Origin of the sequence: Micromonospora sp. NPDC047730 (genome assembly GCF_043204765.1) — a bacterium.
Classification (GTDB): Bacteria; Actinomycetota; Actinomycetes; order Mycobacteriales; family Micromonosporaceae; genus Micromonospora.
Map to the genome: position 1 here is coordinate 332717 of NZ_JBIDCU010000005.1, position 25614 is coordinate 358330.

General features: G+C 74.9%; 29 protein-coding genes and 1 riboswitch. Of the genes, 21 read left to right on the forward strand and 8 right to left on the reverse strand.

Annotation, left to right across the window (positions count from 1 at the left end):
- The first annotated feature begins 14 nt into the window (after positions 1-14).
- Positions 15-665: a hypothetical protein gene (locus ACGF5G_RS15615; RefSeq protein WP_393263144.1), complete on the forward strand. Its 651-nt coding sequence runs from the start codon at positions 15-17 to the stop codon at positions 663-665.
- A gap of 75 nt (positions 666-740) precedes the next feature.
- Here the strand turns inward: ACGF5G_RS15615 and ACGF5G_RS15620 are convergent, their stop codons facing one another.
- Together ACGF5G_RS15620 and ACGF5G_RS15625 are read right to left on the reverse strand one after the other, a co-directional pair.
- Entirely contained in the window at positions 741-1082 is a 342-nt protein-coding gene (locus ACGF5G_RS15620; protein WP_393263146.1) for a hypothetical protein, read from the reverse strand.
- Between the two features lie 95 nt (positions 1083-1177).
- Positions 1178-1717, reverse strand: coding sequence for a hypothetical protein (locus ACGF5G_RS15625; RefSeq protein ID WP_393263148.1), 540 nt, complete (start codon positions 1715-1717; stop codon positions 1178-1180).
- A 214-nt stretch (positions 1718-1931) separates the two neighbouring features.
- Here ACGF5G_RS15625 and ACGF5G_RS15630 point away from each other — a divergent pair, with 214 nt between their 5' ends.
- The 8 genes from ACGF5G_RS15630 (at position 1932) to ACGF5G_RS15665 (ending at position 10342) form a co-directional block, all read left to right on the forward strand.
- Positions 1932-3122, forward strand: coding sequence for a sensor histidine kinase (locus tag ACGF5G_RS15630; RefSeq protein ID WP_393263149.1), 1191 nt, complete (start codon positions 1932-1934; stop codon positions 3120-3122).
- A gap of 16 nt (positions 3123-3138) precedes the next feature.
- Positions 3139-3807: a response regulator gene (locus ACGF5G_RS15635; protein WP_393263151.1), complete on the forward strand. Its 669-nt coding sequence runs from the start codon at positions 3139-3141 to the stop codon at positions 3805-3807.
- The gene (locus ACGF5G_RS15640; protein ID WP_393263321.1) at positions 3804-5150 is read left to right on the forward strand and encodes a PucR family transcriptional regulator; all 1347 of its coding nucleotides are present in this window, start codon (positions 3804-3806) and stop codon (positions 5148-5150) included. Before ACGF5G_RS15635 ends, ACGF5G_RS15640 begins: the two co-directional genes overlap by 4 nt.
- Before the next feature lie 78 nt (positions 5151-5228).
- Positions 5229-6398, forward strand: a complete 1170-nt coding sequence (locus ACGF5G_RS15645; protein ID WP_393263153.1) for an acyltransferase domain-containing protein — start codon at positions 5229-5231, stop codon at positions 6396-6398.
- Positions 6395-7339, forward strand: coding sequence for a beta-ketoacyl-ACP synthase III (locus ACGF5G_RS15650; RefSeq protein WP_357450886.1), 945 nt, complete (start codon positions 6395-6397; stop codon positions 7337-7339). The genes ACGF5G_RS15645 and ACGF5G_RS15650 overlap by 4 nt, the downstream gene beginning before the upstream one ends.
- 84 nt (positions 7340-7423) lie before the next feature.
- Entirely contained in the window at positions 7424-7663 is a 240-nt protein-coding gene (locus ACGF5G_RS15655; protein ID WP_007072348.1) for an acyl carrier protein, read from the forward strand.
- A gap of 2 nt (positions 7664-7665) precedes the next feature.
- The gene (gene fabF, locus ACGF5G_RS15660) at positions 7666-8892 is read left to right on the forward strand and encodes a beta-ketoacyl-ACP synthase II (protein ID WP_393263155.1); all 1227 of its coding nucleotides are present in this window, start codon (positions 7666-7668) and stop codon (positions 8890-8892) included.
- A 61-nt stretch (positions 8893-8953) separates the two neighbouring features.
- Positions 8954-10342 carry an acyl-CoA carboxylase subunit beta gene (locus ACGF5G_RS15665; protein WP_393263157.1) on the forward strand — a complete coding sequence of 463 codons (1389 nt, stop codon included), beginning with the start codon at positions 8954-8956 and terminating at the stop codon, positions 10340-10342.
- A 55-nt stretch (positions 10343-10397) separates the two neighbouring features.
- On the opposite strand, the gene ACGF5G_RS15670 is transcribed toward ACGF5G_RS15665, so the two are convergent.
- Positions 10398-10616 carry a hypothetical protein gene (locus ACGF5G_RS15670; protein WP_393263158.1) on the reverse strand — a complete coding sequence of 73 codons (219 nt, stop codon included), beginning with the start codon at positions 10614-10616 and terminating at the stop codon, positions 10398-10400.
- An 88-nt stretch (positions 10617-10704) separates the two neighbouring features.
- On the opposite strand from ACGF5G_RS15670, the gene ACGF5G_RS15675 reads away from it, so the two are divergent.
- Complete coding sequence (locus ACGF5G_RS15675; protein WP_393263159.1) at positions 10705-11607, forward strand: MerR family transcriptional regulator; 903 nt, start codon at positions 10705-10707, stop codon at positions 11605-11607.
- A 73-nt stretch (positions 11608-11680) separates the two neighbouring features.
- On the forward strand, positions 11681-12328 hold the full coding sequence (locus tag ACGF5G_RS15680) for a lipoprotein (RefSeq protein ID WP_393263161.1): 648 nt from the start codon (positions 11681-11683) through the stop codon (positions 12326-12328).
- 5 nt (positions 12329-12333) lie between these two features.
- On the opposite strand, the gene ACGF5G_RS15685 is transcribed toward ACGF5G_RS15680, so the two are convergent.
- Both ACGF5G_RS15685 and ACGF5G_RS15690 read right to left on the reverse strand, forming a co-directional pair.
- Positions 12334-14064, reverse strand: a complete 1731-nt coding sequence (locus ACGF5G_RS15685; RefSeq protein ID WP_393263163.1) for a glycoside hydrolase family 3 protein — start codon at positions 14062-14064, stop codon at positions 12334-12336.
- A gap of 76 nt (positions 14065-14140) precedes the next feature.
- On the reverse strand, positions 14141-14632 hold the full coding sequence (locus tag ACGF5G_RS15690; RefSeq protein ID WP_350707719.1) for a DUF3145 domain-containing protein: 492 nt from the start codon (positions 14630-14632) through the stop codon (positions 14141-14143).
- 307 nt (positions 14633-14939) lie between these two features.
- Here ACGF5G_RS15690 and ACGF5G_RS15695 point away from each other — a divergent pair, with 307 nt between their 5' ends.
- Positions 14940-15269 (forward strand): hypothetical protein, encoded by a 330-nt coding sequence (locus ACGF5G_RS15695; RefSeq protein WP_393263165.1) that lies wholly within the window; start codon positions 14940-14942, stop codon positions 15267-15269.
- 131 nt (positions 15270-15400) lie between these two features.
- Here ACGF5G_RS15695 and ACGF5G_RS15700 read toward each other — a convergent pair whose 3' ends face one another.
- The gene (locus ACGF5G_RS15700) at positions 15401-16045 is read right to left on the reverse strand and encodes a carbonic anhydrase (protein ID WP_393263166.1); all 645 of its coding nucleotides are present in this window, start codon (positions 16043-16045) and stop codon (positions 15401-15403) included.
- 147 nt (positions 16046-16192) lie between these two features.
- Here ACGF5G_RS15700 and ACGF5G_RS15705 point away from each other — a divergent pair, with 147 nt between their 5' ends.
- The 4 genes from ACGF5G_RS15705 to ACGF5G_RS15720 all read left to right on the forward strand — a co-directional run bounded on the left by ACGF5G_RS15705 (position 16193) and on the right by ACGF5G_RS15720 (position 21762).
- Positions 16193-17128, forward strand: coding sequence for an alpha/beta fold hydrolase (locus tag ACGF5G_RS15705; protein ID WP_393263168.1), 936 nt, complete (start codon positions 16193-16195; stop codon positions 17126-17128).
- A gap of 146 nt (positions 17129-17274) precedes the next feature.
- The gene (locus ACGF5G_RS15710; RefSeq protein ID WP_393263170.1) at positions 17275-19392 is read left to right on the forward strand and encodes a HelD family protein; all 2118 of its coding nucleotides are present in this window, start codon (positions 17275-17277) and stop codon (positions 19390-19392) included.
- Between the two features lie 92 nt (positions 19393-19484).
- Positions 19485-20402, forward strand: coding sequence for a cation diffusion facilitator family transporter (locus ACGF5G_RS15715; RefSeq protein WP_393263172.1), 918 nt, complete (start codon positions 19485-19487; stop codon positions 20400-20402).
- A gap of 153 nt (positions 20403-20555) precedes the next feature.
- A riboswitch (cyclic di-AMP (ydaO/yuaA leader) is annotated at positions 20556-20687 on the forward strand.
- A gap of 13 nt (positions 20688-20700) precedes the next feature.
- Positions 20701-21762, forward strand: a complete 1062-nt coding sequence (locus tag ACGF5G_RS15720; protein WP_393263323.1) for a coiled-coil domain-containing protein — start codon at positions 20701-20703, stop codon at positions 21760-21762.
- 107 nt (positions 21763-21869) lie between these two features.
- On the opposite strand, the gene ACGF5G_RS15725 is transcribed toward ACGF5G_RS15720, so the two are convergent.
- Positions 21870-22337, reverse strand: a complete 468-nt coding sequence (locus tag ACGF5G_RS15725) for an SRPBCC family protein (RefSeq protein WP_393263174.1) — start codon at positions 22335-22337, stop codon at positions 21870-21872.
- 149 nt (positions 22338-22486) lie between these two features.
- On the reverse strand, positions 22487-22849 hold the full coding sequence (locus ACGF5G_RS15730) for an STAS domain-containing protein (RefSeq protein ID WP_393263176.1): 363 nt from the start codon (positions 22847-22849) through the stop codon (positions 22487-22489).
- A 330-nt stretch (positions 22850-23179) separates the two neighbouring features.
- Between ACGF5G_RS15730 and ACGF5G_RS15735 the strand changes: the two genes are divergently transcribed.
- From ACGF5G_RS15735 to ACGF5G_RS15755, 5 genes are all read left to right on the forward strand, one after another.
- The gene (locus ACGF5G_RS15735; RefSeq protein WP_350707704.1) at positions 23180-23323 is read left to right on the forward strand and encodes a hypothetical protein; all 144 of its coding nucleotides are present in this window, start codon (positions 23180-23182) and stop codon (positions 23321-23323) included.
- A gap of 162 nt (positions 23324-23485) precedes the next feature.
- Positions 23486-23893, forward strand: a complete 408-nt coding sequence (locus ACGF5G_RS15740) for a hypothetical protein (RefSeq protein ID WP_350707703.1) — start codon at positions 23486-23488, stop codon at positions 23891-23893.
- A gap of 186 nt (positions 23894-24079) precedes the next feature.
- Positions 24080-24766 carry a BON domain-containing protein gene (locus ACGF5G_RS15745; RefSeq protein ID WP_393263178.1) on the forward strand — a complete coding sequence of 229 codons (687 nt, stop codon included), beginning with the start codon at positions 24080-24082 and terminating at the stop codon, positions 24764-24766.
- Between the two features lie 127 nt (positions 24767-24893).
- Positions 24894-25052 (forward strand): hypothetical protein, encoded by a 159-nt coding sequence (locus ACGF5G_RS15750; protein WP_393263180.1) that lies wholly within the window; start codon positions 24894-24896, stop codon positions 25050-25052.
- Positions 25049-25597 carry a DsbA family protein gene (locus ACGF5G_RS15755; protein ID WP_393263182.1) on the forward strand — a complete coding sequence of 183 codons (549 nt, stop codon included), beginning with the start codon at positions 25049-25051 and terminating at the stop codon, positions 25595-25597. Before ACGF5G_RS15750 ends, ACGF5G_RS15755 begins: the two co-directional genes overlap by 4 nt.
- The last annotated feature ends 17 nt before the right edge of the window (positions 25598-25614 follow it).

Here is a 25614-nt window from a genome sequence, read left to right on the forward strand (position 1 = left end):
GCGAGGAGGCGGCGATGGTCCGGACGATGCGGCGACTGGTCGCGGTGCTGGCGGGCGGGCTCGCGGCGACGGTCCTGTCGCTCGGTCTCGCCGGGGCGGCGAAGGCGGCGCCGAAGCCGCCGCCCGCCGGCGTGGAGATCACCGGCGAGGGCCTGGCCGAGCCGCTGCGGCTGCACGCCGACGCCCACCCGGCGCACGTCGTGGCGGTCATCGACCAGGTCAACTTCCTCGGCCGCACCGGGCAGGCCCGTGGCCCGAAGGCGGCCGACCTCGGTCCGAAGTACACGGTCGTGGTGTTCGCCGGCGACGTTCCGAAGCAGACGTACGACCTCTACCCGAAGGCGGTCGGCGGTCCGCGGGTCTACCGGCCCGCCAAGCAGCCCGACTCCCGCAAGACCGCCGCGGGGTGGTTCCTCGGCCGGCTCAGCATGTCGGAGACGCTCCGCACCGCCGGTGTGCCGCTGGAGCGGCAGTTCGACACGGTGAGCGGCGGCGTCGGCGGCGGCGAGCGGGTCATCCCGGAGGACGCGCTCGACCCGGCGAAGGGCATCGACGAGGCGCTCGGCGAGTTGCAGCGGCTGCTGCTGCTCAACGTGGCGGTGGTGCTGGTGATCACGTCCGGTCTCGCCGGGATCGCGCTGCTGGTCCGCCGGCGCACCCGCTGACGGCCCGCCCCCGCCGCCCGCACCGCCCCTAGGCCCGCCGTCGCCCGACCGGCCCGTCGTGGGCCGCCCGTGGGGTCAGCACCAGCGGCGTGGCGGTCGCTCCCGGCGGACGACACGGTGCCGGGGGCGGACCGGGCCGTGCCGGTGCGCGCCGGCCCAACCGGGCAGGTCGCTGCGGCAGCCCTGCGGCGCCGCCGGCTCGACCTCGCCGGGCAGGGCCGCCTCGGCGGCACGCTGCCGGGGCACCGGGGCGTCCTCGTCGGCGCGCTCCGCCGCACGGCCAGGGGGCTCCGGCGCATGGGCCGGGAACCCGCCGGGCAGCCGGCGGTGATGCTTGGCCGCCGCCGGCTGGTCGTGGTGGCCCGTCCGGCAGGGCTCACCCTGGGCGCAGCCGTGCTCGGCCTCCCCGTGCGCCATCCGGTCTCCTCACGCTCGCCACGCCCGCCGGGGTCGCCCGACGTGCCCTGTCACCGTACTGGCCGGCACCGACGGGCCGTGCAGCCGGACCCGGGTCAGCGCCGCGCCCGGCGCGGGAAGATCGTCTCCCAGACCGGGAAGGCGACCAGCCAGATGACGATGGCGAGGGAGAGCCTGCCGATCCAGTTCGTCAGCTCCCGGGTCCGCTCGGCGTCGTCGACCCAGACGATCGCCGCCCCGAGCAGCGCGCAGGCGATCGCCCACCCGAGCAGGCCCTTGCCCCACTCCCGCCACTCGTGCCGGGTCCGCGCCCACCCGTGCCGCGGCGGCTTGACCGGCGGCGGGCCGCCGGCGAAGCGGTGCGCGAAGCGCTGGTCGGCCCAGCGGACCATCGAGTGCCCGAAAGCCACCGAGAAGCCGAGGTACGCGGCGGCCAGGCCGTGGGTGACGTCCGCGGTGGCGCCACGCCGCAAATCCAGCGCGCTCGCCGCGAGCAGCACCAGGTCCACCAGCGGTACGCAGACCAGCAGCGCGGCCCCCAGCCGCGGCCGGCGCAGCGGATACCGCGCGACCAGCCCGGCGGCGAGCACCACCCAGAACCCGATCTCGCAGGCGACGATGATTCCCAGCAGCATTCCTACCCCTCCCCGTTCGTGCCCACCACCCTGCCCCGCCCCGGACGCGCAACCCTCACCGCCGAAGACGAGATCTCCCTCCCTCCTTCGACGGACCCACCCTCACCGGCACCGGCCGGGCCGGGTGGCGTACATCTTTTGGTGGGGGCAGGGCGGGGCGGGCTCCTCCGGCGGTCGGAGCCCGGGCGGCGGTCGGTGTGGTGGGATCGGGGCCATGCGAGCGCCGACCTGGCTCGGGCCCGGCACCGCCGGCCGGGACCTGATGCTCGCCGCCGCGTCCCTGGCCGGCGGCGCGGTCATGTACGCCCTGGGCACGCAGCCGCAGCTGCCCTGGGAGCCGGGCCCGCCGGAGCCGCTGTTCCTGCTGCCGCTGGCGGCTGCCTGCGTGGCGGTGGGCCTGCGCCGGGTCGCCACCCGCACCAGCCTGGCCCTCGGCACGGTGGCGGTGGTGGTCGACCTCGCGATGGGCGGCTCGCTGGCGACCGTCCTCGTCTACACCCAGGTCCTCTACGACGCGTGCGTGTTCGGTTCGGCGCTGACCTGGCGCTGGCTGCTGCGGGTCATGGTCGGGCTGAGCGTGCTCGGCACGGCGGCGGGGGTGCTGCTGACCGGTGACTGGCGGGGTGTGGGCCTCGGGATGCCGTTGGTGCTGGCCGGGGTGCTGCCGGTGCTCACCGGGATCAGCGTGCGGCAGTACCGGGACCAGGCGGCGGCCGAGCGGGCCCGGGCCGAGCAGACCGCGCGGTTGGTGGAGCTCGACCGGCGGCAGGCGGTCGGCGCGGAACGGGCCCGGATGGCCCGGGAGCTGCACGACGTGATCGCCAACCACCTGAGCGCCGTGGCGATCCACGCCACGGCCGTGCTCTCCGTGCCGGGACTCGACCGGGCGCAGGTCCAGTCGGCGCTGCGGGTGATCCGGGAGAACAGCGTGCAGGGCCTGGCGGAGATGCGGCAGATGATCGGCCTGCTCCGGGAGCCGGCGGAGAGCGGGCCGGCCGTCGACGCGACGGACGAGACGACCCGGGCTCGGCTGAGCGAGGTCGACGGGCTGGTCGACCGGGCTCGCGCCGCCGGGCTGGCGGTGCGGGTGACCCGGCGCGGCGATCCCCGCCCGCTGCCGGTCGGGGTGGACCTGGCCGCGTACCGGATCGTGCAGGAGTCGCTGACCAACGCGCTCAAGCACGGCGGCGGCGAGGCCGACCTGCTGGTCGCGTACGAGCCGGCGGGAGTATTGGTGGGCGTGGACAACCCGGTGGGCGCCGGCGGTGGCGCGCCGAGCGGCGCGGGGGCCGGCCTGGTCGGGATGCGGGAGCGGGCAGTGCTGCTCAACGGGCGGTTCGCCGCCGGCCCGGCGCAGGGCCGCTGGCGGGTACGGGTGGAGCTGCCGACGGGTGAGGCGGCATGAGGGGACGGGACGTGTCATGGCCGAGGTGATCCGGGTGCTGCTCGCCGACGACCAGCCGGCGGTGCGGGCCGGGCTGGCGCTGATCCTGGCCGGCGCGCCCGGCGTCACCGTGGTAGGCGAGGCCGACGACGGCGCGGAGGCCGTCCGGCTGTGCCGCGAGCTGCGGCCCGACGTGGCGGTCATGGACGTGCGGATGCCCCGCCTGGACGGCATCTCGGCCACCCGGGAGATCGTCGCCGACCGGCTCGCCGACGTGCTCGTGCTCACCACCTTCGACCTCGACGAGTACGTCTTCGGCGCGCTGCGGGCCGGCGCGGCGGGCTTCGTCCTGAAGGACACCGACGCCGAGGGGCTGGTGGCGGCGGTGCGGACGGTCGCCCGGGGCGAGGGATTCATCGCCCCGGCGGTGACCCGCCGGCTGATCACCGCGTTCGCGGCGACCGCCCCGGCCGCCTCCGGGGCGACCCGGGCGGCGGTGGACGCGCTGACCCCGCGGGAGCGGGACGTGCTGGCCTGTCTCGGGCTCGGGCTCTCCAACCAGCAGGTCGCCGACCGGCTGGCGATGGCGGAGAGCACCACCAAGACCCATGTCAGCCGGATCCTCGCCAAGCTGGACCTGCGCAGCCGGGTGCAGGCCGCCATCCTGGCCCAGGAGCTGGGGCTGCCCGCTCCCCCGCCCGCCTGACCCGACCCGCCGGCCCGCCCGGGGTCACCGCCGAGCGCGGGCCGCCCGGAGTGAAGGTCCAGGTCGGGACATGTCAGGCTGGAGCGGTGAGCGAGCCGGGCGGTACGGAGCTGTCGGCCACGCTGCGCCGGATCGAGCGGGCGGCGGGGGCGCTGGCCACCGCCAGCGTGGCCCGGATGGACGAGGCCCTGCCCTGGTTCCGCGACCTGCCCGCCGACCACCGTTCCTGGGTGATGCTGGTGGCCCAGGCCGGCGCCCGGTCGCTGGTGCAGTGGCTGCGCGACGGCGGCGGCACGGCGGACAGCACCCAGGAGGTCTCCGACGAGGTCTTCGCCACCGCGCCGCAGGCGCTGGCCCGCTCGATCAGCCTCCAGCAGACGGTGGCGCTGATCAAGGTGATGATCGACGTCGTCGAGGAGCAGGTCTCGCACCTGGCCGCGCCGGGCGAGGAGCAGCAGTTGCGCGAGGCGGTGCTGCGGTTCTCCCGGGAGATCGCCTTCGCCGCGGCCCGCGCGTACGCCCGGGCCGCCGAGTCCCGCGGCTCCTGGGACGCCCGGTTGCAGGCGTTGCTGGTGGACGCGCTGCTGCGGGGCGACTCGCCGGACGTGCTGGCCAGCCGCGCGGCGGCGCTCGGCTGGGCGGACGCCCCGCCGGTGGCGGTGGCGGTCGGCCGCTCCCCCGGCGGCGAGGTCTCCGCCGTGCTGCACACCGTGCACCGGCAGGCCCGGCGCATTGGCGCGGAGGTGATCGGCGGGGTGCACGGCGACCGGCTGGTCATCGTGCTCGGGGGCGCCGCCGATCCCGTCGCCGCCACCGTCAAGCTGCTCGGCGCGTTCGGCGACGGGCCGGTGGTGGTCGGCCCGGCCGTGCCGAGCCTGGACGAGGCGACCGAGTCGGCCCGCGCCGCGCTGGCCGGCTTCCGGGCCGCCCCCGCCTGGCCGACCGCGCCCCGGCCGGTGCCGGCGGGCGACCTGCTGCCGGAGCGCGCGCTGGCCGGTGACGCGGAGGCGCGCCGGCGGCTGCGGCACGACGTCTACGCCGCGCTCGTGCGGGCGGGTGGCGAGTTGCTGGAGACCCTCGACGCGTTCTTCGCGGCCGGCGGCACGCTGGAGAGCGCCGCCCGCGCCCTCTTCGTGCACCCGAACACGGTGCGCTACCGGCTGCGGCGGATCGCCGACGTGACCGGCTTCTCGCCGCTCACCGCGCGGGACGCGTTCGCCCTCCAGGTGGCGCTCACCGTCGGCCGGCTCGACCCGGTGGTCCCGGTGGTCCCAACCCAGACAATGACCCCAGCCGTCAGGAAAACATCACAGTCGGGTGACGATCACCGCCGATCTTTGTAGGAACCCTCCAAAGGTTCTAGTGCGGTTTGGTCGAGGGCGGCACAGCGCTACCCGCGCGTATCCGGGAGAGTCATAGACGTGCTCGCCGTACTCTCTCCCGGCCAGGGTTCCCAGAAACCCGGCTTCCTGACCCCCTGGCTCGACCTGCCCGGCGCCGAGGCCCGGCTGCGGTGGTGGTCGGCGATGGCCGGGGTCGACCTGGTGCACCTCGGCACCGCGGCCGACGCCGACGAGATCAAGGACACCGCCCGCACCCAGCCGCTGCTGGTCGCGGCGGCGCTGCTCGCGGCCGAACACCTGCCGATGCACGACGTCACCGTCACCGCCGGCCACAGCGTCGGCGAGCTGGGCGCGGCGGCGCTCGCCGGGGTGCTGCCCGCGGAGGCGGCGATCACCCTCGCCGGCGTACGCGGCCGCGAGATGGCCGCCGCCTGCGCGCTGGAGCCGACCGGGATGGCCGCCGTGCTGGGCGGGGAGCCCGACGACGTGCTCGCCACGATCGCCGCGCACGGGCTGCACCCGGCCAACCGCAACGGCGCCGGCCAGTTCGTCGCCGCCGGCGCGGTCGCGGGCCTGGAGAAGCTCGCCGCCGAGCCGCCGACCAAGGCCCGGGTGATCCGCCTCAAGGTGGCCGGCGCCTTCCACACCCCGTACATGGCCCCCGCCGAGGCGGCGCTCGCCGCCGTCGCCGCCGGGATCACCCCCGCCGACCCGACCCGGATCCTGCTGTCCAACATCGACGGCGCCGCGGTCGACCACGGGCGCGACATGGTGCAGCGCCTGGTCCGGCAGGTCACCGCGCCGGTGCGCTGGGACCTCTGCATGCGCACGCTGGCCGACCTCGGGGTGACCGGAGTGATCGAGCTGCCCCCGGCGGGCACCCTCGCGGGCCTGATCAAGCGGGAGCTCAAGGAGAGCGGCCTCCCGGAGATCGTCACCCTGAACACCCCGGACGACCTGCCCGCCGCACGGGACCTGATCGCCCGGCACGGGATGGCGCCGAGCCACGAGCCGACCATGCAGTTCCGCGTGGTGGTGGCCCCGTCGGCCGGCACCTTCGAGCCGGCGGAGGGCCTCGCCGAGGGCGACACGCTCGACACCGGGCAGGTCGTCGGCCACATCGCCACCCGGCAGGGCCCCGTCGAGGTGCCCGCCCACGCCAGCGGGGTGCTCACCGAGTGGCTCGCCCACCACGACGACCCGGTCGCGCCGGGCCAGCCGCTCGTTCGCATCGGAGGTCACGCATGACCGGCAGCCGGATCCTCGCCATGGGGCACTACCAGCCCTCCCGAGTGGTCACCAACGACGAGATCGCGCAGCTGGTGGAGACCAGCGACGAGTGGATCCGCGACCGGGTCGGCATCGTCACCCGACGGATCGCCGACGGCGAGTCGGTCACCGACATGGCCGCCGCCGCCGCCGGCAAGGCACTGGCCAACGCCGGCCTCACCGCCGCCGACATCGACCTGGTCGTCGTTGCCACCTGCAGCGCCGTCGACCGCAGCCCGAACGTCGCCTGCCGGGTCGCCGCCAAGCTCGGCATCACCGCGCCCGGGGCGTACGACATCAACACGGCCTGCTCCGGTTTCGCCTACGCGCTGGGCACGGTGGACCACGCCGTCCGGGCCGGCGCCTCGCGCAACGCCCTGGTGATCGGCGCGGAGAAGCTCTCCGACATCGTCGACTGGACGGACCGCTCCACCTGCATCATCTTCGCCGACGGCGCGGGCGCCGCCGTGGTGACGGCCACCGCCGAGGACGAGCCCGCCGGCATCGGCCCGGTGGTCTGGGGCTCGGCCCCGGAGAAGAGCGACGCGGTACGCATCGAGGGCTGGCGCCCGTACATCCAGCAGGAGGGGCAGTCGGTCTTCCGCTGGGCCACCACCGAGCTGGCGCCGCTGGCCCGGCAGGCGTGCGAGCGCGCCGGGGTGGACCCGTCGGAGCTGGCCGCCTTCGTGCCGCACCAGGCCAACGCCCGGATCATCGACGGCATCGTGAAGCGGCTCGGCATCCCGAACGCGATCATCGCCAAGGACATCGTCGAGTCCGGCAACACCTCGGCGGCGAGCGTGCCGCTGGCCCTGTCCAAGCTGGTGGAGCGGCGGGAGGTGCCCTCGGGCGCCCCGGTGCTGCTCTTCGGCTTCGGCGGCGGCCTGACCTACGCCGGTCAGGTCGTCCGCTGCCCCTGAAGCCCCTCCGGCGCGCCAGCGCCGGGGAGTGACGGCCGGCGTCGTCGGCCGTCGAGTGAAACCGATGAGAGGAACCAAACCGCAATGACCCGTGACGAGATCACCGCCGGCCTCGCCGAGATCCTCGAAGAGGTTGCCGGGGTGAACCCGGACGACGTGGCCGAGGGGAAGTCCTTCACCGACGACCTGGACGTCGACTCGCTCTCCATGGTGGAGGTCGTGGTGGCGGCCGAGGAGAAGTTCGGCGTCAAGATCCCGGACAACGAGGTGCAGAACCTGAAGACCGTCGGGGACGCCGTCAGCTACATCGAGGCGCAGTCCTGATCATGGCGCACACCGACGTCGTCGTCACCGGGCTCGGCGCGACCACCCCGCTGGGCGGGGACGTCGCGTCGACCTGGGACGCCATGCTCGCCGGCCGCTCCGGGGTGAGTGCCCTCACCCAGGAGTGGGCCGAGCAGCTGCCGGTCCGGATCGCCGCCCAGCTCGCGGTGGATCCGGCCGGCCTGCTCGACCGGGTCAAGCTGCGCCGGCTGGACCGTTCCGAGGCGATCGCGATCATCGCGGCGCAGCAGGCCTGGGCGGACGCCGGCCTGGCCGACTCCGGGCTGGACCGGGAGCGGCTGGGCGTCAGCGTCGGCTCGGGCATCGGCGGCGCGCTGACCCTGCTCGCCCAGGACGACATCCTGGAGGCGTCCGGGCCGCGGCGGGTCTCCCCGCACACCATTCCGATGCTGATGCCGAACGGCCCCGCCGCCTGGGTGGGGCTGGAGCTGGGCGCGAGGGCGGGGGTGCACTCGGTGGCCAGCGCCTGCGCGACCGGTGCGGAGGCGATCGCGCTCGGCCTGGACATGATCCGCGCCGGCCGCGCCGACGTGGTGGTGGCCGGCGGCACCGAGGCGGTCATCCACCAGCTGCCGATCGCCGGCTTCAGCTCGATGCGGGCCATGTCGACGCGGAACGACGAGCCGGAGCGGGCCTCCCGGCCGTGGGACAAGGGCCGCGACGGCTTCGTGCTCGGCGAGGGCGCGGGCATCCTGGTGCTGGAGCGCGCCGACCACGCCGCCGCCCGGGGAGCCCGGATGTACGCGCGCCTGGCCGGGGCCGGCATCACCTCCGACGGCTACGACATCGTGCAGCCGCACCCGGAGGGGGAGGGCGCGATCCGGGCCATCGCGAAGGCGATCGCCGACGCGGACGTCGCCAGGTCCGACATCACGCACGTCAACGCGCACGCCACGTCGACCCCGGTCGGTGACGTGGCGGAGATCAAGGCGCTGCACGAGGCGCTCGGCGACCACCCGGTGCTGTCCTCCACCAAATCGATGTCCGGTCACCTGCTGGGTGCGGCGGGCGCGCTGGAGTCGATCGCCACCATCCTGGCGATCCGCGACAGTGTCGTGCCCCCGACGATCAACCTCGACGACCCGGACGAGGGCCTCACCCTGGACGTGGCCGCGAACAAGGCGCGCCACATGGACATCCCCGCCGCGCTGAACAACTCGTTCGGCTTCGGCGGGCACAACGTGGCTCTCGTCTTCACGCGGGCCTGAGACCACAGCCTTGGAGGCTCACGTGACCACCACCGCCGTTGGTGCGGACACTTCACCCGTCGTGGACCACCGAGATCCGGAGTTGCGGCTGCGGGCGCTGTTCGATGCCGGTTCGTTGCGGTTGATGACGCCCCGGGACACCTCCGGCGTCCTGTGGGCGCGGGGCGAGATCGACGGCACGCCGGCGATCGCGTACGCGACCGACGCCACGCGGATGGGCGGCGCGATGGGCACCGAGGGGTGCCGGCACGTCGTGGACGCCATCGACACCGCGGTGCGGGAGCGGGTGCCGGTGCTGGGGTTGTGGCACTCGGGTGGGGCCCGGCTGGCCGAGGGCGTGGTGGCGCTGGACGCGGTGGGTCAGGTGTTCGCCGCGATGGTGCGCGCGTCGGGGCGGGTGCCGCAGATCTCGGTGGTGCTGGGGCCCGCGGCCGGCGGCGCGGCGTACGGGCCGGCGTTGACCGACATCGTGGTCATGAGCGGGGCCGGACGGATCTTCGTGACCGGTCCGGAGGTGGTCCGCAGCGTCACCGGTGAGCAGGTCGACATGGAGCGGCTGGGCGGGCCGGAGCCGCACGGCCGCCGCTCCGGGGTGGTCCACGTGACGTGCAAGGACGACGAGTCGGCGCTGGCCGAGGCGCGCAAGCTCGCCGCGCTGCTGGGACGCCAGGGTCGGCTGTCGCCCGACGACGTGGCGGTGGAGGGTGACCAGGGCCACAACCTGGCGGCGAAGATGCCGGTGGAGACGAACCGGGCCTACGACGTCAAGCCGGTGGTCAAGGCGCTGCTGGACGCTCCCGGGGTGGAACTGCACGCCAAGTGGGCGCCGAACGTGGTGACCACCCTGGGCCGGTTCGCCGGCCGCACCGTCGGGGTGATCGCCAACAACCCGCTGCGCCTGGGCGGCTGCCTCGACGCCTCCAGCGCCGAGAAGGCGGCCCGGTTCGTGCGGATGTGCGACTCCCTCGGCGTGCCGCTGATCGTGCTGGTCGACGTGCCCGGCTACCTGCCCGGCCTCGGCCAGGAGTGGGACGGCGTGGTGCGCCGCGGCGCGAAGCTGCTGCACGCCTTCGCCGAGGCCGTCGTGCCCCGGGTGACCCTGGTGACCCGCAAGGCCTACGGCGGGGCGTACATCGCGATGAACTCCCGCTCCCTCGGGGCCACCGCCGTGTTCGCCTGGCCCCACGCCGAGGTCGCCGTCATGGGGGCCAGCGCCGCGGTCAACATCCTGCACCGCAAGAAGCTCGCCGCCGCCCCCGCCGAGGAACGCGAGGCGCTGCGCGCGCAGCTGATCGAGGAACAGACCCGGGTCGCGGGCGGCGTCAACCGCGCCCTGGAGATCGGCGTGGTCGACGACGTCATCACCCCCGCCGAGACCCGTCGCCGCATCGCCGAGGCCCTCGCCGCCGCCCCGGCGGCCCGGGGCGCGCACGGCAACATCCCGCTGTAGTCGCACGTACCGTCGAGGGGCCCGCGCTCACCCGAGCGCGGGCCCCTCGCGTCGCTCAGCCCCGGTTACGTGGGTGCCGGCGGGCGGTCCGCTCGTTGCCCCGGCGGTAGTTGCCGGTCCACCGGGCCATCGCGAGCTGCGGGTCGTCCTCGACCTCCGCGAGGAACTCCGCCGCCCGGCCGCCGCGCAACGTGCCCGCCACCCGCCCGTGGTGGGTGATCACCACGGTGCCGTCCGACCGCTCGGCGTACGCGAAACCCTGTGCCGTTCCCATGTGCGCAGAGCGTGCCAGGCGCGGCGGGCGACCGCGAGCCCGTTTCCGGGTTGACTCTCCAGCGGCTGGAGACAGGAGGCTCTTCGACGTGGACGACCGCACCGACCTGTTCACCATCGGGCAGCTCGCCCGGCGGACCGGCCTCTCGGTCCGGACCATCCGCTTCTGGTCCGACCTGGACCTGTTGCCCCCGACCGGCCGGTCGCCGGGCGGCTACCGGCTCTACGACGCGGCCGCCGTGGCCCGGCTGGAGCTGCTGCGCTCCCTGCGCGAACTGGGCATCGGCCTGGACGACGTACGCCGGATCGTGGACCGCCAGTCCACCGTCCGGGACGTGGCGCAGGCGCACGTCCGGGCGCTGGACGCGGAGATCCGGACGCTGCGGCTGCGCCGGGCGGTGCTGCGGTCGGTCACCCGACGTGGCAGTACGACCGAGGAGTTGGGACTCATGAACGACCTGGCCCGCCTCTCCGCCCGGGAGCGGCAGCGGATCATCGACGACTTCGTGGCCGAGGTTTTCGACGGCGTCGACGTCGACCTGGGTGCCGGTCTGGCCCAGGCCATGCGGGCGCTGCCGGCGGACCTGCCGGACGAGCCCACCGACGAGGAGGTGGACGCCTGGCTGGAGCTGGCCGAACTGGTGGCCGACCCGGACTTCCGCCGTCGGGTACGCGAGATGGCGGTGGCCGGGTCGGCCGACGCGACGGCGCCGCCGCCGGAGCCGATGCCGTCGGTCGAGCCGGCGCGTGCGGCGCTGGCCGCCGGGATCGACCCGGCGTCGCCCGATGCTCGGGCGGTGCTCGACGAGATGGTGGACCCGACGCTCACGCCGGACCAGCGCCGGGCGATGGCCGACGGGATCGCCGCCTTCACCGACCGGCGGGTGGAGCGGTACTGGCAGCTGATCGGCGTGCTCAACCGGCGGGAGCCGTTCCCGCCCGCGGTGCCGGCCGTGGAGTGGCTGGTCGCCGCGCTGCGCGCGGCCCACTAGGTCAACCGGGTTGACGCGGGCCGTCCGCCCCGCTCCGATGGGCCGGCTCTCATCGTCAACGGGGAATGGACACATGGAACGACGTACCCGCACCGCCGTGCTCGCGGCGCTGACGATCGCGCTGACCGGCGCCTGCGCCGACGCGAAGGAGACACCGTCGGCCGGCGGCTCGCCGTCGGCGTCGGCCGCGCCGAGCACCACCGCCTCGCCGGTGACCCCCGGCCCACCCTGGCACGACGAGGTGGCCGCCGCGGCCGCCGGCACCACCGTCGGCCAGAAGGGCACGCCCTGCGAGCTGCCGATCACCTTCTCGCTGCCGGCCAGGTGGAAGGTCGAGGCGGTGCAGGGCTCGGCGGAGTTCGGCGAGCCGACCGTCGGCAAGGCCAGGATGCTGTGCGAACTCGACGCCCGGCCGACCGGCGAACTCGGGTTCCTCCGGGTGTGGCGGGTCGACGGGGTCGCCGGCGGCGCCGAGGAGCACCTGAAGCACTTCGTCGAGGCGTACGCGCCGAAGGCGACGGGCGCGCAGTACCGGCGGCTGCGGGCCGGCACGCTCGACGCCGTCGAGGTGAGCTACACGGCGGACGGCGACACGGACCGGGCCATCGCGTTGTCCTCCCTCTACGGCCCGATCGTGTTGAGCCTGGACGCCCCGGACCCGGAGGACCTGCTGCCGGCGTACCAGCTGGTGAAGCAGTCGGCCCGGATCAACCGCGACTGAGGCGGTCAGCCGGCGCAGGTGGTGGCGGGCAGGCCGGGCACCGGTACCGGGGACCGACCCTCCGGCCGTGCCTTGCCGGCCAGCACCCCGGCGAGGGCGGTCATCGACGCCCGGCTGGACGAGTACGTCGCCAGCAGGGTCGGTGACTTCGCCTTCGCCAGCACGTACGGGGTGTCCATGGCGACCGTGACGGCGGCGTCGGCGCGCAGGTCGCCGGCGCCATCGCCGTACCCGACCAGGTGCACCACCGTGCCGCCGCTGGGCACCACCTTGACCCCGGCCGCGGTGAGCGCCTCGGTCAGCGCCGCCCGGGTGTGGTCGCGCCCGCCGGAGGAGGTGACGGTCACCGGGCCCCGGACCCCGCCGCCGCAGGCGCCCCGGAACACCGTCACGGCCGCCGCCGCCAGGTCCGCCGCCGCCTTGCGGTGCGCCGGGCCGCCCAGCGTGGACAGCTCGGGCGCGGGCCGGTCGGCGAGCTTGAACTTCATGGTCAGCACCCGGGTCGCGGCGTCGACGAGGCGGGCCCGGGGCAACGAGCCGTCGCGGAGCGCGGCGAGCAGCCCGTCGTACGCCTGGCCGACGTGCGGCGTCATCAGGATCAGGTCGTTGCCCGCCTGCAGCGCGCGCACCGCCGCCTCCCCCGGCGACCAGCGCTTCGCCGGCGGCATGTTCATCCCGTCGGTGATCACCACGCCCTGGAAGCCGAGCTGGCCGCGCAACACGTCGGTGAGCAGCTTGCGCGAGAACGTCGCCGCGGTGCCCGGGTCCACCGACCGGGCGTCGAGGTGGGCGGACATGACGGCCATCGCGCCGGCGTCGATGCCGGCGGAGAAGGGCGGCCAGGCACCGGTCTCCAGCGCCTTGCGGGACTGGTCGAGCACCGGCAGGTCCTCGTGCGAGTCGGCGGCGCTGTGCCCGTGGCCCGGGAAGTGCTTGACGGTCGCGGCGACGCCCGCGGCCTGCAACCCGCGGACCGCGCCGGCCACCTGCCCCGCGGTCACCTTCGGGTCCGCCCCGTACGACCGGGAGCCGATCACGGTGCTGCGGGTGGCGAGCACGTCGGCGACCGGGGCGAAGTCGAGGTTGATGCCCATCGCGGCGAGTTCGGTGCCGGCCGCCCGCCAGGCGGCCTCGGTCAGCTCCGGCTTCCCGGCCGCGCCCGCGGCGAGGGCGCTGGGCAGCAGGGTCACCCCGTCGGTGATCCGGGTGACCACGCCGTACTCCTGGTCGGTGCCGATCAGGAACGGCGCCTGACCGGCGGGCAGCCGACCGGCGGCCTCGCGCAGGCCGGTGGTGAGTCCGCGGACCTGCTCCGGGTTGTCGACGTTGGTGGTCTCCTGGTTGCCCTTGGTCGGGTCGTCGGCGCTGAAGCCGACCAGGATCAGCCCGCCGAGCCGGTACCTGGCGATCATCTCGGCCGGGGTGTCCACCCCGGCGAGCGCCTGGTTGCCGGCCTTCGATCCGGGCGAGACCCGGGTCGCCGAGTCGCCGTAGGCGTAGGGCATCAGCACCTGGCCGACCAGGTCCTCGTCGGCGAGCGTGCCGACCAGGGCGGCGGCGCGGGCGGCCGGGTCGGCGGCGGGCAGGCTCGCGCCGGGTGTCGGGGTGGCCGCGGCGCTCGTCGACGCGGGCTCAGGGCGGCGGTCCGCCGGCCCCGAGCATGCGGAGAGGAGCAGCGCGGTCAGGGCGGCGAGCGCGACGCCGACACGTCGCGGGGTAGTCGACACGCGGCCCATCCCACCAGTTCACCCTTATCGGGGCAACCCGACCTTCGCGCCGCCGACGGGTCGGGACGCGGTCGGACGTGGGACGTCAGCCGACGCGGGTGAGCAGGGTCACCGGGGCGCCGTCGCCGGCGTAGCGGTAGGGCTCCAGCTCGGCGTCCCAGGCGGTGCCGAGCGCCTTGTCGAGCGCGTGCGCGAGGGCCTCCGGCGCCCGCGCGCCCGCCATCAGGCTGCGCAGCCGGTCCTCGCCGAGCTGGATGTCGCCGGCCGCGCCCACGGTCGCGCGGAACAGGCCGCGCCCCGGGACGTACATGAAGCGCTCGCCGTCGGCGCCGGCGCTCGGCTCCTCGGTGACCTCGAAACGGATCATGGGCCACTGCCGGAGGGCAGCAGCCAGCTCGGCGCCCGTCCCCGGACGACCGGTCCACCCGCACTCGGCCCGGCGGGCGCCGGGGTCTACGGGCTGAGCCGTCCACTGCAGGTTGACCGGCGCGGCGAGGACGCGCGCGATCGCCCACTCGACGTGTGAGCACACGGCGAGCGGGGTCGAGTGGACGTATACGACGCCACGCGTTGGCACGGTGACCTCCCGGAGAGCGAGGTGCGTCTTCCCCTACGACCTCGATCACCCGAGTGGCTTCTGGAACACATGATGACTGCTGTGACGGATGGTGCGCCAGGGAATCGGAAAATTCGCCGGTCGGAATAGTCGGACGGGTGACCGCCGTTGACCCCTCCAGACGCGATGACCAGCCAGGGACCGTGGTCGTGTACAGTTCCATCGGCGGCCTGTGCCGCGCACATCTTCCGCGGGCCCACTCACCAGGTGCCGTCCGCACAGCCCCCGGACGTTCCGTCCTCCCGTACGTCTTGCAAGGAGTACCTCCGTGGCGAGCAACACCTCTAAGACCGCGCGCGCGTCAGTCCGGGCCGGCCAGGCTGGCCAGGGTGGCGCCCTCAGCGTGCTGGGCGAGTTCAAGTACCTCATCCCGCTCAACGGCGGCAAGCACGCCTACGTGCGTAACCTGACCAACGGCAAGACCGCGCACCTGCGCACCGACTCCGAGGCCTTCGTCGAGGAGATCCGGACGCTGGCCGCCGCCGGCCACGCCGCGAAGATCCGGGCCGAGCTCAACAACCTCAACGCCACCCACCCGGGTGACGGCTGGGACGCCACCGAGAAGCGCCTCGTCGAGGCCGGCGTCTTCGAGGGCTGAGCCCTCCCCACGCGACACCTGGACCGCCCGTCGGGATCATCCCGGCGGGCGGTCCTTTTCACGCGCGCCTGACGTGTAAGGAAGGGCCCCTTCCTAACGCATTGCGTTAGGAAGGGGCCCTTCCTTACACGTCACCCCTCGAGCAGGGCGACCTCGCCGGTGGCCAGGTCGTAGAGGGCGCCGACCACGGCCAGCCGGCCGGCGGCGACGGGGCCGGCGAGCAGGTCGTCGGCGCGCAGCGCGGCCACCGTCCGCAGCACGTGCCGGCGGACCGCCAGCGGATGCGCCCGAGGATCGTCGACGCCCACCTCGGTCACCGCCGGGGCGATCTGTTCGACGAGGTGCGCCAGCGCGCCGCCCGGTGACCGTCCGCCGCGCAGCGCGTCCACGGCGGAGGCGACCGCGCCACACCGCTCGTGCCCGAGCACCACCACCAGCGGTACGCCCAACTCCCCGACCACGTACTCGATGGAGCCGAGCACCGCCCGGTCGAGCACGTGCCCGCCGGTGCGGATCACGCAGATCGAGCCGAACGTCTGGTCGAAGATCGCCTCCAGCGGCACCCGCGAGTCGATGCAGCCGAGGAGCACCGCGTACGGCTGCTGGTCCCCGGAGGCCGCCGCGGCGGCGGCGGTGACGTCGTGGCCGTGGATCGGCTGGCCGCTGACGAACCGGCGGTTGCCGGCGAGCAGTTCCGCCAGGGCGGCCCGGGGTGTGCCGCCGGCCGCCCGCCCGGCCGGCGCGGGCCCGGGCGGCGTTGCCTGCGGCGACCCCATGCCCCCAGCTTGGCCGGCCCGGCCGGCGCCCGGACCGGGTTGCGAATCTTCTCACCGGCACGGTTGCCGTGGTGTCATGACGGGTAGCCGGTGTTACCACCGGGTATCCCCGGTGTTGCGGACCAGCGCGGCCTTGGGGAGGTGGCGATGCCGGAGCACGTCGAGGTACGTCTTCCCGACGACGTGCGGCTGCACGTCGAGGCGACGGGGCCGGCCGACGCCGAGGTCACCGTGGTGCTGCTGCACGGCTGGACGCTGGACGGGCGGGCCTGGCACCGGCAGCTCGCCGACCTGCGGGAACGCTTCGACGCCGCGGTACGGGTGGTGACCTACGACGCCCGCGGGCACGGCCGGTCGAGCTGCATGGCGCTGCCCACCGCCACCCTCGCCCAGCTCGGCGACGACCTGGCCGCGGTGCTGGACGAGGTGGCCCCGGACGGCCGGGTGGTGCTCGCCGGCCACTCGATGGGCGGCATGACGATCATGGAGTACGCGCACCGGCACCCCGAGCACTTCGCCGCCCGCGCCGCCGGGTTGGTCTTCGTCTCCACGACGGCCGAGGGGCACACGCACACCGTCTACGGCCTGTCGCCCCGGATCGCCCGGTTGATCCGGCTCGCCGAGACCACCGGGGCCGGCGTGCTGGCCCGGTGCGGGTCCTGGCGGCCGCCCCGGGCACTGCTGCGGGCCCTGCGCCCCAGCATCCGCTGGATGCTCTTCGGCGACCGCTGCGACCCGCACGACATCCGGCTGGTCACCTCGGCGGTGGCCCGCGCCTCGCTCCGCTCGATCGGCGGGTTCCGCGCCTCGATCGGGGCGCAGCACCGGCTCGACACCCTCGCCCGGCTCGCCCACCTGCCGGCGGCGGCGCTGGTCGGCGACCGGGACCGGCTCACCCCGCCGCCGTGCGCCGAGTCGATCGCCGCCGCGCTGCCGGCGACGGAGCTGACCGTCTGTCCGGGCGCCGGGCACATGCTGATGATGGAACGCCCCGCCGAGGTCAACGCGGCGCTGGGCGGCGTGCTCGGCCAGGTGCTCGACGACGCCCGCTCCGCCGCTCCCGCCACCACCCGCGAGGGGTGACGCGGGCCGGCCGGGCGGGGTGACGCGGGCTCCTTTCCCGCACCTCAGGCGCGGCTGGTTGCGCGCGGGCCGTACCCTCTTGCGGTTGGCCTGGCGTGGTTCGCGCGGTTCGCGCCGCCCGCCGCCCACGTCAGGAGGAGCGACCGTTGACCGACCAGACCACCCTGGCGCAGGAGACCGCCGTCGAGCAGCGGCACCTCGACCGGGTGTACGCCCGACTGGCCGAGCTGCGCCGGTCGGCGGTCCGCGCCGAGAAGGAGGGCTACCGGCTCGCCCGGGTCGGCAACTTCGGGGCGCTGGTCGAGCGGGACGCGATGGTGTTCCACGCCGCGCAGCGGCGGCACGTGCTGGACGCCGAGCACGAGGGGCTGGTCTTCGGCCGGCTGGACCTGCGCGACCGGCAGGTGCTGCACGTCGGGCGGCTCGGCATCCGGGACGAGGACGCGACCACCCTGGTGGTCGACTGGCGGGCCCCAGCCGCCGCCGCCTTCTACCAGGCCACCCCGGCGGAGCCGCTGGGCGTGGTGCGGCGGCGCATGATCCAGTCCTCCGGTGAGCGGGTCACCCGGATCGAGGACGACCTGCTCGATCCCGCCGCCGCGCCCGCCGACATGGCGGTGGTCGGCGACGGCGCGCTGCTCGCCACGCTGTCGAAGGCCACCGGCCGGGGCATGCGGGACATCGTCGCCACCATCCAGCGGGAGCAGGACGAGGCCATCCGCTCCCCCGGTTCCGGGGTGACGATCGTCTCCGGCGGCCCGGGCACCGGCAAGACGGCGGTCGCCCTGCACCGGGCCGCGTACCTGCTCTACTCCGACCGCAGCCGGTACGCCGGCGGCGGCATCCTGGTGGTCGGCCCGTCCTCGGTCTTCGTCGAGTACATCGCCTCGGTGCTGCCCTCGCTCGGCGAGGACACCGCCACGCTGCACTCGCTGGGCACGCTGTTCCCGGGCATGAGCGCCACCCGTACCGACCCGCCGGCCGTGGCGGCGGTCAAGGGCTCGCTGCGGATGCGCCGGGTGCTGGAACGGGCGGCCCGGGACGCGGTGCCGGACGGCCCGGCCGAGCTGCGACTGCTCTACCGGGGCGAGCTGCTCCGGCTGGACCGCCGCGAGCTGGACGCCATCCGGGAGCGGGCGATGCCCCGGGGCGCCCGCCGCAACGAGGTGCGCCGCGCCGGCTTCGACGGCGTCTTCGCCGCGCTCTGGGCGCAGGCCCGTCGGCTGGGCATCGGCCGGCTGCCCGAGCAGCGCGCGTTCGAGGACGAGGTCGCCGAGCGGCCGGAGTTCCGGGAGTTCCTCAAGGCGTGGTGGCCCCGGCTGCACCCCCGGCACGTGCTGGGCTGGCTGGCCCGCCCCGACCGGCTGCGCCGGTACGCCGGCGGGATCCTCTCCGGCGCCGAGATCCGGCTGCTGACCGACGCGTACCGGAGCCTGGACCGCGCCGGGCTGACGATCGCCGACATCGCGCTGCTGGACGAGCTGGACGCGCTGCTCGGCAAGCCGATGAAGCCGGCCCGGCCGAAGCGGGACCCGTTCCAGCTGGCCGGCGGGGTCCGCGAGCTGAGCACGTTCGCCGACCGGCAGCGCGCGGCCCGCGAGGCGGCGCGGCAGCGCCCGGAGGACTACCGGGAGTACGCGCACGTCGTGGTCGACGAGTCGCAGGACGTCTCGCCGATGCAGTGGCGCATGATCGGCCGGCGCGGCCGGCTGGCCTCGTGGACGGTGGTGGGCGACCCGGCGCAGACGGCGTGGACGGGCGACCCGGAGGAGCTGACCCGGGCCCGGGACCAGGCGCTGGGCCGGCGCAAGCGGCACCACTTCACCCTGACCACGAACTACCGCAACTCGGCGGAGATCTTCGCGGTGGCGGCGGCCGAGATCCGCCGGCTGCACCCGGATCTCCCGCTGCCCAGGGCGGTGCGCTCCACCGGCGTCGACCCGGTCGAGCTGGTGGTGCCGCCGGCGGAGCTGGAGACCGCCGTGGTGACGGCGGCCACGGCGCTGCTGGCCGAGGTGGAGGGCACCGTGGGCGTGATCACGCCGGTGCCCCGCCGGGACGAGGTGGCCGGGTGGCTGGGCGGGCTGGGCGCGCCGCGCCTGCAGGTGGTGACCAGCCTGGAGGCCAAGGGCATGGAGTACGACGGCGTGGTCCTGGTCGCCCCGGGTGAGATCCGGACCGACCCGGGTTCGGGCGTACGGACGCTCTACGTCGCGCTGTCGCGGGCCACCCAGCGGCTGACCACCGTCGACCCGACCGGCTGAGTCGTCCCGGCCGCCGCCGGGCAGTCACTTGCACACATTGCGATGTGAGCATAGATTGAACCGGGTCCGGACGGGTGACGGAAGGTGGGCGCGTGGGTGCAGGTCATGACCACCACCACGGGTCGGTCGCGAATGCCGCGCACCGCCACCGGGGCCGCCTCTGGGCGGCGTTCGCGCTGCTCGGCGCCCTGATGGTGGTGGAGGCGGTGGCCGCCTTCCGCACCGGCTCGCTGGCCCTGCTGAGCGACGCCGGGCACATGTTCACCGACGTGCTCGGCATCGGCATGGCGCTCGCGGCGATCACCGCGACCCGGCGCGCCGGCGCGGACCCGCAGCGCACCTTCGGCCTCTACCGGCTGGAGGTGCTGGCCGCCCTGGCCAACGCCGTGCTGCTCTCCGGCGTCGCGGTCTACGTGGTCGTCGAGGCCGTACGCCGGTTCGGCGACCCGCCGGAGGTGCTCGCCGGCCCGATGCTCGCGGTCGCCGTGCTCGGCCTGCTCGCCAACGTGGCCGCCTTCGCCCTGCTGCGGTCCGGGGCGAAGGAGAGCATCAACATGCAGGGCGCATACCTGGAGGTGCTGGGCGACCTGCTGGGCTCACTCGGCGTGATCGGCGCGGCCCTGCTGCTCGCCGTCACCGACTGGTGGTGGGCGGACCCGCTGGTCGCGGTGGCCATCGGGCTGTTCATCCTGCCCCGCACCTGGCGGCTCGGGCGCGCCGCGCTGCGCATCCTGGTGCAGGCCGCGCCGGAGCACCTCGAGGTCGCCAGGGTGCACGACCGGCTGGCCGCCGTGCCCGGCGTGGCCGAGGTGCACGACCTGCACGTCTGGACGCTGACCTCCGGGATGGAGGTGGCCTCGGCGCACCTGACCATGGCGCCGGGCGCGGAGGTCGGCGCGGTGCTCACCGCAGCCCGGACGGCCCTGCACGAGGACTTCCAGATCGAGCACGCGACGTTGCAGATCGAGCCGGGGGCGTCTCCCGGGGCCTGCGGGTCGGTTGAGTGGTAATGAGCACAGCCTTAAATCTGGGAGAGTATTGTTGACTTATGTCGGATTTGACGGTAAGCGGACAGGCACCCTCAGTCACCTGTGCTACACCAGTCACACCGGCACCGGTAGGCTCGGTTCCGGCCTCCGCCAGGCGGCACCCACCGGTGCCGGCGGTGGCCGCCGCCTAATCGCCCGGCGGGGCGAACCGGGGAACCAAGTTCGTGGGGTGCATCCGCGTCAGCGGTAGGGATCTTCCGTCCCGAACCCGTCAGCTAACCCGGTCGGCGGCTGACGGAAGGACACGTGTATGCCAGTGATGGCACCTGTACGACGACGCGCCGCCCGGTTGGCGGCCCTGATCGCCGTGACGCTCACCCTCGGCGCCGCGGTCGCCCCGGTCACCACCGCCCCCGCGGCGGCCGCCTCCCGGGCCGGCCTGCTCGCCGCAGCCCCCGGCCAGGACCAGGAGGGCGGCACGCCCGCCCTGCGGGCCCAGCTCGAAGCCGCCAGCAAGGGCTACCTGGACGCCAAGCGGGCGCTGGACACGTCGGTCAAACGGCAGCAGCAGCTCGCCACACAGCTCAAGGCGACCGAGAGCGAGCTGACCGAACGGAGCAGCAAGGTCGGCGAGATCGCCGGGGTGGCCTACCGGACCGGCCGGCTGGGGGTGGTGTCCGCCCTGCTCAACAGCAGCTCGCCGGACGGCTTCATGGACCGGGCCGCCGCTCTCGACGCGGTGGCCGCCAACGAGGACCGGGCGCTCCGCGAGCTCCAGGAGACCCGTGACCAGGCCGCCCGCACCAAGCTGGCCCTGGACGGCGAGATCCGGGAGCAGCGCAAGCAGGTCACGCTGATGGCCAAGCGCAAGGACCAGGCGGAGCGGGCGCTGACGGTGGCCAACCGGTCGCAGTCGAGCGGCGGCGGGCCGGGCGGCAGCTCCACCGCGACGGCGAAGCCGGCGCCGCGCAACTCCGACGGGTCCTGGCCGTCCGAGTCGTGCAGCGTCAACGACCCCACCCCCGCCAACGGCTGCATCACCCCGCGCACCCTGCACGCGCTCAACCAGGCCAAGGCGGCCGGCTTCACCCGCTACGTCTCCTGCTACCGCCCCGGCGGCTCCGGCGAGCACCCCAAGGGCCGGGCCTGCGACTTCGCGGCCCAGAAGAGCGGGTTCGGGGGCGACGCCACCGGCGGCGACAGGACGTACGGCAACAACCTGGCGGCGTACTTCGTCAAGAACGCCGACCGGCTCGCCGTGCTCTACGTGATCTGGTACAGGCAGATCTGGCTGCCCAGCAGCGGATGGAAGTCGTACAGCGGCGCCAACGGCGACCCGTCCAGCGACCACACCAACCACGTGCACCTGTCGGTCTACTGACGTCCCGGCCCCGGTGGCCCGCTCGCGGGTCACCGGGGCCGACCGCCTTCCCACCGCCACCTCCCCGGCCGACGGCCGGGCATGTCGCCGTGTCGTCGATGCCCGGCTCAGGCGGGCGGTGACTCCGGCGGGTGCCCGCCCAGGGCGACGCCGAGCCGGGCCGCCAGCCCCAGGTGGGCGGCGCGCGCCTGGCGGAAGGCGTAGCCGAAGAGCGGGACCGGCGCGGTGAGGGTGATCTCGACGTCGATCCGGACCACGCCGTCCGGCTCGGCCCGCAGTCGGGTCCGGTTGCGCACCGTGGTGGCCGGCCACTGCCGCGCCACGGTGACGATCTCGTCCGGCCCGTCGACCAGGACGTCGGCCCGGTAGGTGACCGGCAGGCGCAGCGGCCCGACGGCCAGCCGGTCGGTGATGAGATAGCTGGCCCGCGCGCCGCGACGGGGCGACACCCGGCGGACGCGGGCGATCAGCGGGTGCAGGTCCTGCTGCCGGGCCGGGTCCGCGAGCAACCCCGCGGCGTCGGCGAGCGAACAGCGCGCCTGGACGGTGTAGCTGAAGGAATCCCGCCTGAGCACGCCGTCTCCCCACCGTCGCCGTCGCCCGATCGTCGCGCACCGGCGGCGCGCTGGCAACGGCGCGCCGCGCTCCGCGCGCGTTTGCCGGCCGTCGATCCGCCCGCCCGACTACCGTCGGCCAGTCACCGGCGGGACCCCCGGCCGGCGGGTCAGGCGCCGGGGAGGACCTCGGGGGCGGGCGCGCCGGCGTAGTAGGGCTCGGGGGCGCCGAAGAGGCCGAGCAGGCCGGTCACCCAGAGCTGCCGGTGCACGAACCGACTCGGCTCGGTGACGACGAGCTTGACGCCGCTCACCTCGGCGGTCTGGAAGCCGGCGACCATCGCGCTGATGCCGACGGAGTCGATGAAGGTGACGAGCCTCATGTTGAGCTCGATCCGGTTGGGGCGCCCCTTGGCCAGGACCTCGGCGATCGCCTCGCGCACCTCGTATGCGGTGTCGACGTCGATCTCGCCCCTGGGGGCGATCTCGATGACACCACCGGGCATAACCGACTTCACGATCGACAGGCTCACGCGAGCACCTCCACTCGCCCGTCCGACGGGCGCCTCATCAGTACGCGGGCCGCGACCGAGAGTATTCCTCCGACGGCCTCGGTCGCCACCCCTCGGGATGAGCAATTCGCGGATGAGGGCGCACCAAGTCGCCCTAATCCGGACTTTTCACTTCTTGTTCACCCAACGATCAGCTGCCGCTGACGCGTCGCCGACCCAGGGTAGCCGTCTCCCGCCGGCACCGCCCGGCACCCGAACTTCCTGGCGTGGCCCGCCCCGCTACCGCCCGCGGGTTGCCCGTCCTGCCTAGCATCGGCCCGGAGAACGGGCGCCACGACGAAAGGACGATCGATGATCAGGAGACTCGCCGCGCTGGCCGGTGTCGGCGCGTTGCTGGCCCTCGTGCTGGCCTGCGGCTTCGGCGGCGGTGACGATGACGACGACGATGACGACGACTTCGCGCGCGGCGTGACCGCGGTGGTCACGCTCCGCTGACGCACGGCGAGGGCCCAGCCCGGTGACCGGGCTCGCCGCGCGCCCGCGCGGGTTTGCGGAGGCGTCCGGTTGGGCACAGGCGGAACGAGCGAGCCATGACGCGCCGGTGAGACGTCGAAGTCCGAAGTGGCCGCCGGCTTCGGCCCGAGGAGGTAACCCACCATGTTCGGTACCAATCTGCTGGATCGTCGCAGCAAGCCCGAGCGGATCGCGGACCAGGCGTGGCAGAACCTGGTCTCGGCGGTCAGCTCCGCGGGCGACAGCGTCCGCGACACCGCCCGATCGGCCCGCCGCGGCGGTTCCGGCCTCGCCGACGAGGCCGGCGACCTGGTGGGCTCCGCGGCGGACGAGGCGCGCCGCCGGGCCACCCTGGCCTTCGACGCGCTCGCCGGCCGCCGCCCCGCGCTGCCCTGGACTCTGTTGATCGGCGCCGCGCTGGTCGGCGCGGCGATCGGTTGGGCCGCCGGCACCGCCGCGCGGGCCGCCGGCAGCCGGGACGACCGGGCGGCGGACGACATCGAGTTCGTCGACGTGGACCGTCCCAACTCCCCCGTCGGCCTCGACGGCTGACTCACCCCGACCTACGGGCACCCCGCGGGCCCCGGTCGACCCCTGAGGGTCGGCCGGGGCCCGCGCCTTGCCTCCCGGACAGGGCACAGCCACCCGGGTCGGGTGAGGGCCGCTCACCCCCGCCCGCGCCAGGATCGGTCCCGGCGGGCCCGTGTGCACAGGCAGCTATCCCGTGAGGAGTGACAGATGGCCATCGAGACGATCACCCGTACCGACCAGGACATCCAGTCCGCCGTCCTCGACGAGCTGACCTGGGAACCCCGGGTGCGACCGCACGAGATCGGCGTGACCGTCTCCGAGGGCGTGGTCACGCTGACCGGTCGGGTCGACAGCTACGCCAAGAAGTGGGCCGCCGAACGGGCGGCGCACCGGGTCGCCCGCGTCCGGGCGGTCGCCAACGACCTCGCGGTACGCATCGGCACCGGCGCCGAACGCGCCGACCCGGACATCGCGGCGGCGGCGGGGCACGCGCTGGAGTGGGACGCCTTCGTCCCGCTGGAGCAGCTCGACGTGACGGTCTCGCAGGGCTGGGTGACGCTGCACGGCGAGGTGGACTGGGAGTACCAGCGCCGCGCCGCCGAACGGGCGGTGGCCCGGCTGACCGGCGTACGCGGGGTCAGCAACGGCATCACCGTCCGCCCCGCCATCCGGCCGGACGGGCACGCCCTGGCCGCCCGGATCGTCGACGCGCTGGCCCGCAACCGGGCCACCGAGGCGGAACGGATCACCGTCCGGGTGCACGGCGACACGGTGGTGCTCGGCGGGCTGGTCCACTCGATGCCGGAGCGGGCGGAGGTGGAACGCACCGCCTGGTGTGCCCCGGGCATCCGGGAGGTGCAGAACCACATCGCGGTCGCCCCCGTGCTGGCCTGAGCCGCCGTGCCCCGGTCGGCCCCCGACCCCGGCGGCGAGGCCTCCGACGTGGCCCGACGGGCACGCGGGCCGAACCACCCGGGCGGGGTGAGCCGCCCTCACCCCGCCCCGGGCCAGCCTGGGAGACATGACTGATCCGAAGGGGTCGACCCGTGCCGGGCGCGCCGCGCCCGGGTCCCGCCCGCCGGCCACCCGGCCCGGCGCCGCACGCCTCCGGCGGGCGGACGACGGCCGGCTGCTCGCGCCGGAGCGCCTCGGCACGGATCGGCGGGTGACGACCGGATGACCACACCACTGCAGGTCACCGCCCGCCTACGGACCCCGGTGACCGAGCACGACCACGTCCGCGGGCCGGTGGACGCGCCGGTGACGATCGTCGAGTACGGCGACTTCCAGTGCCGGTTCTGCGGGGCCGCGTACCAGAACCTGCGGGAGGTGCTACGGCAGCGCGCCGAGACGGTGCGGCTGGCGTACCGGCACTTCCCGATCACCAACATGCACCCGTACGCCGAGCACGCCGCCGAGGCCAGCGAGGCGGCCGGGCGGCGGGGACGGTTCTGGGCGATGCACGACTGGCTCTACGAGCACCAGGACCAGCTCGACCCGGTGCACCTGTCGCTCGGCGTCGCGCAGCTCGGCCTGCCCGCCGACGAGGTCAACGCGGAGGTGGAGCGGCAGGCGCACGGCGACCGGGTACGGCGGGACTTCGTCGGCGGCATCCGCAGCGGCGTCGAGGCCAGCCCGACGCTGTTCGTCAACGGGGTCCGCCACGACGCCGGCTACGACCTCGCGGACCTCCTGGCCGCGGTCGACGCCGCCGCCAACCCCTGACCCACCCGCCCACGCGG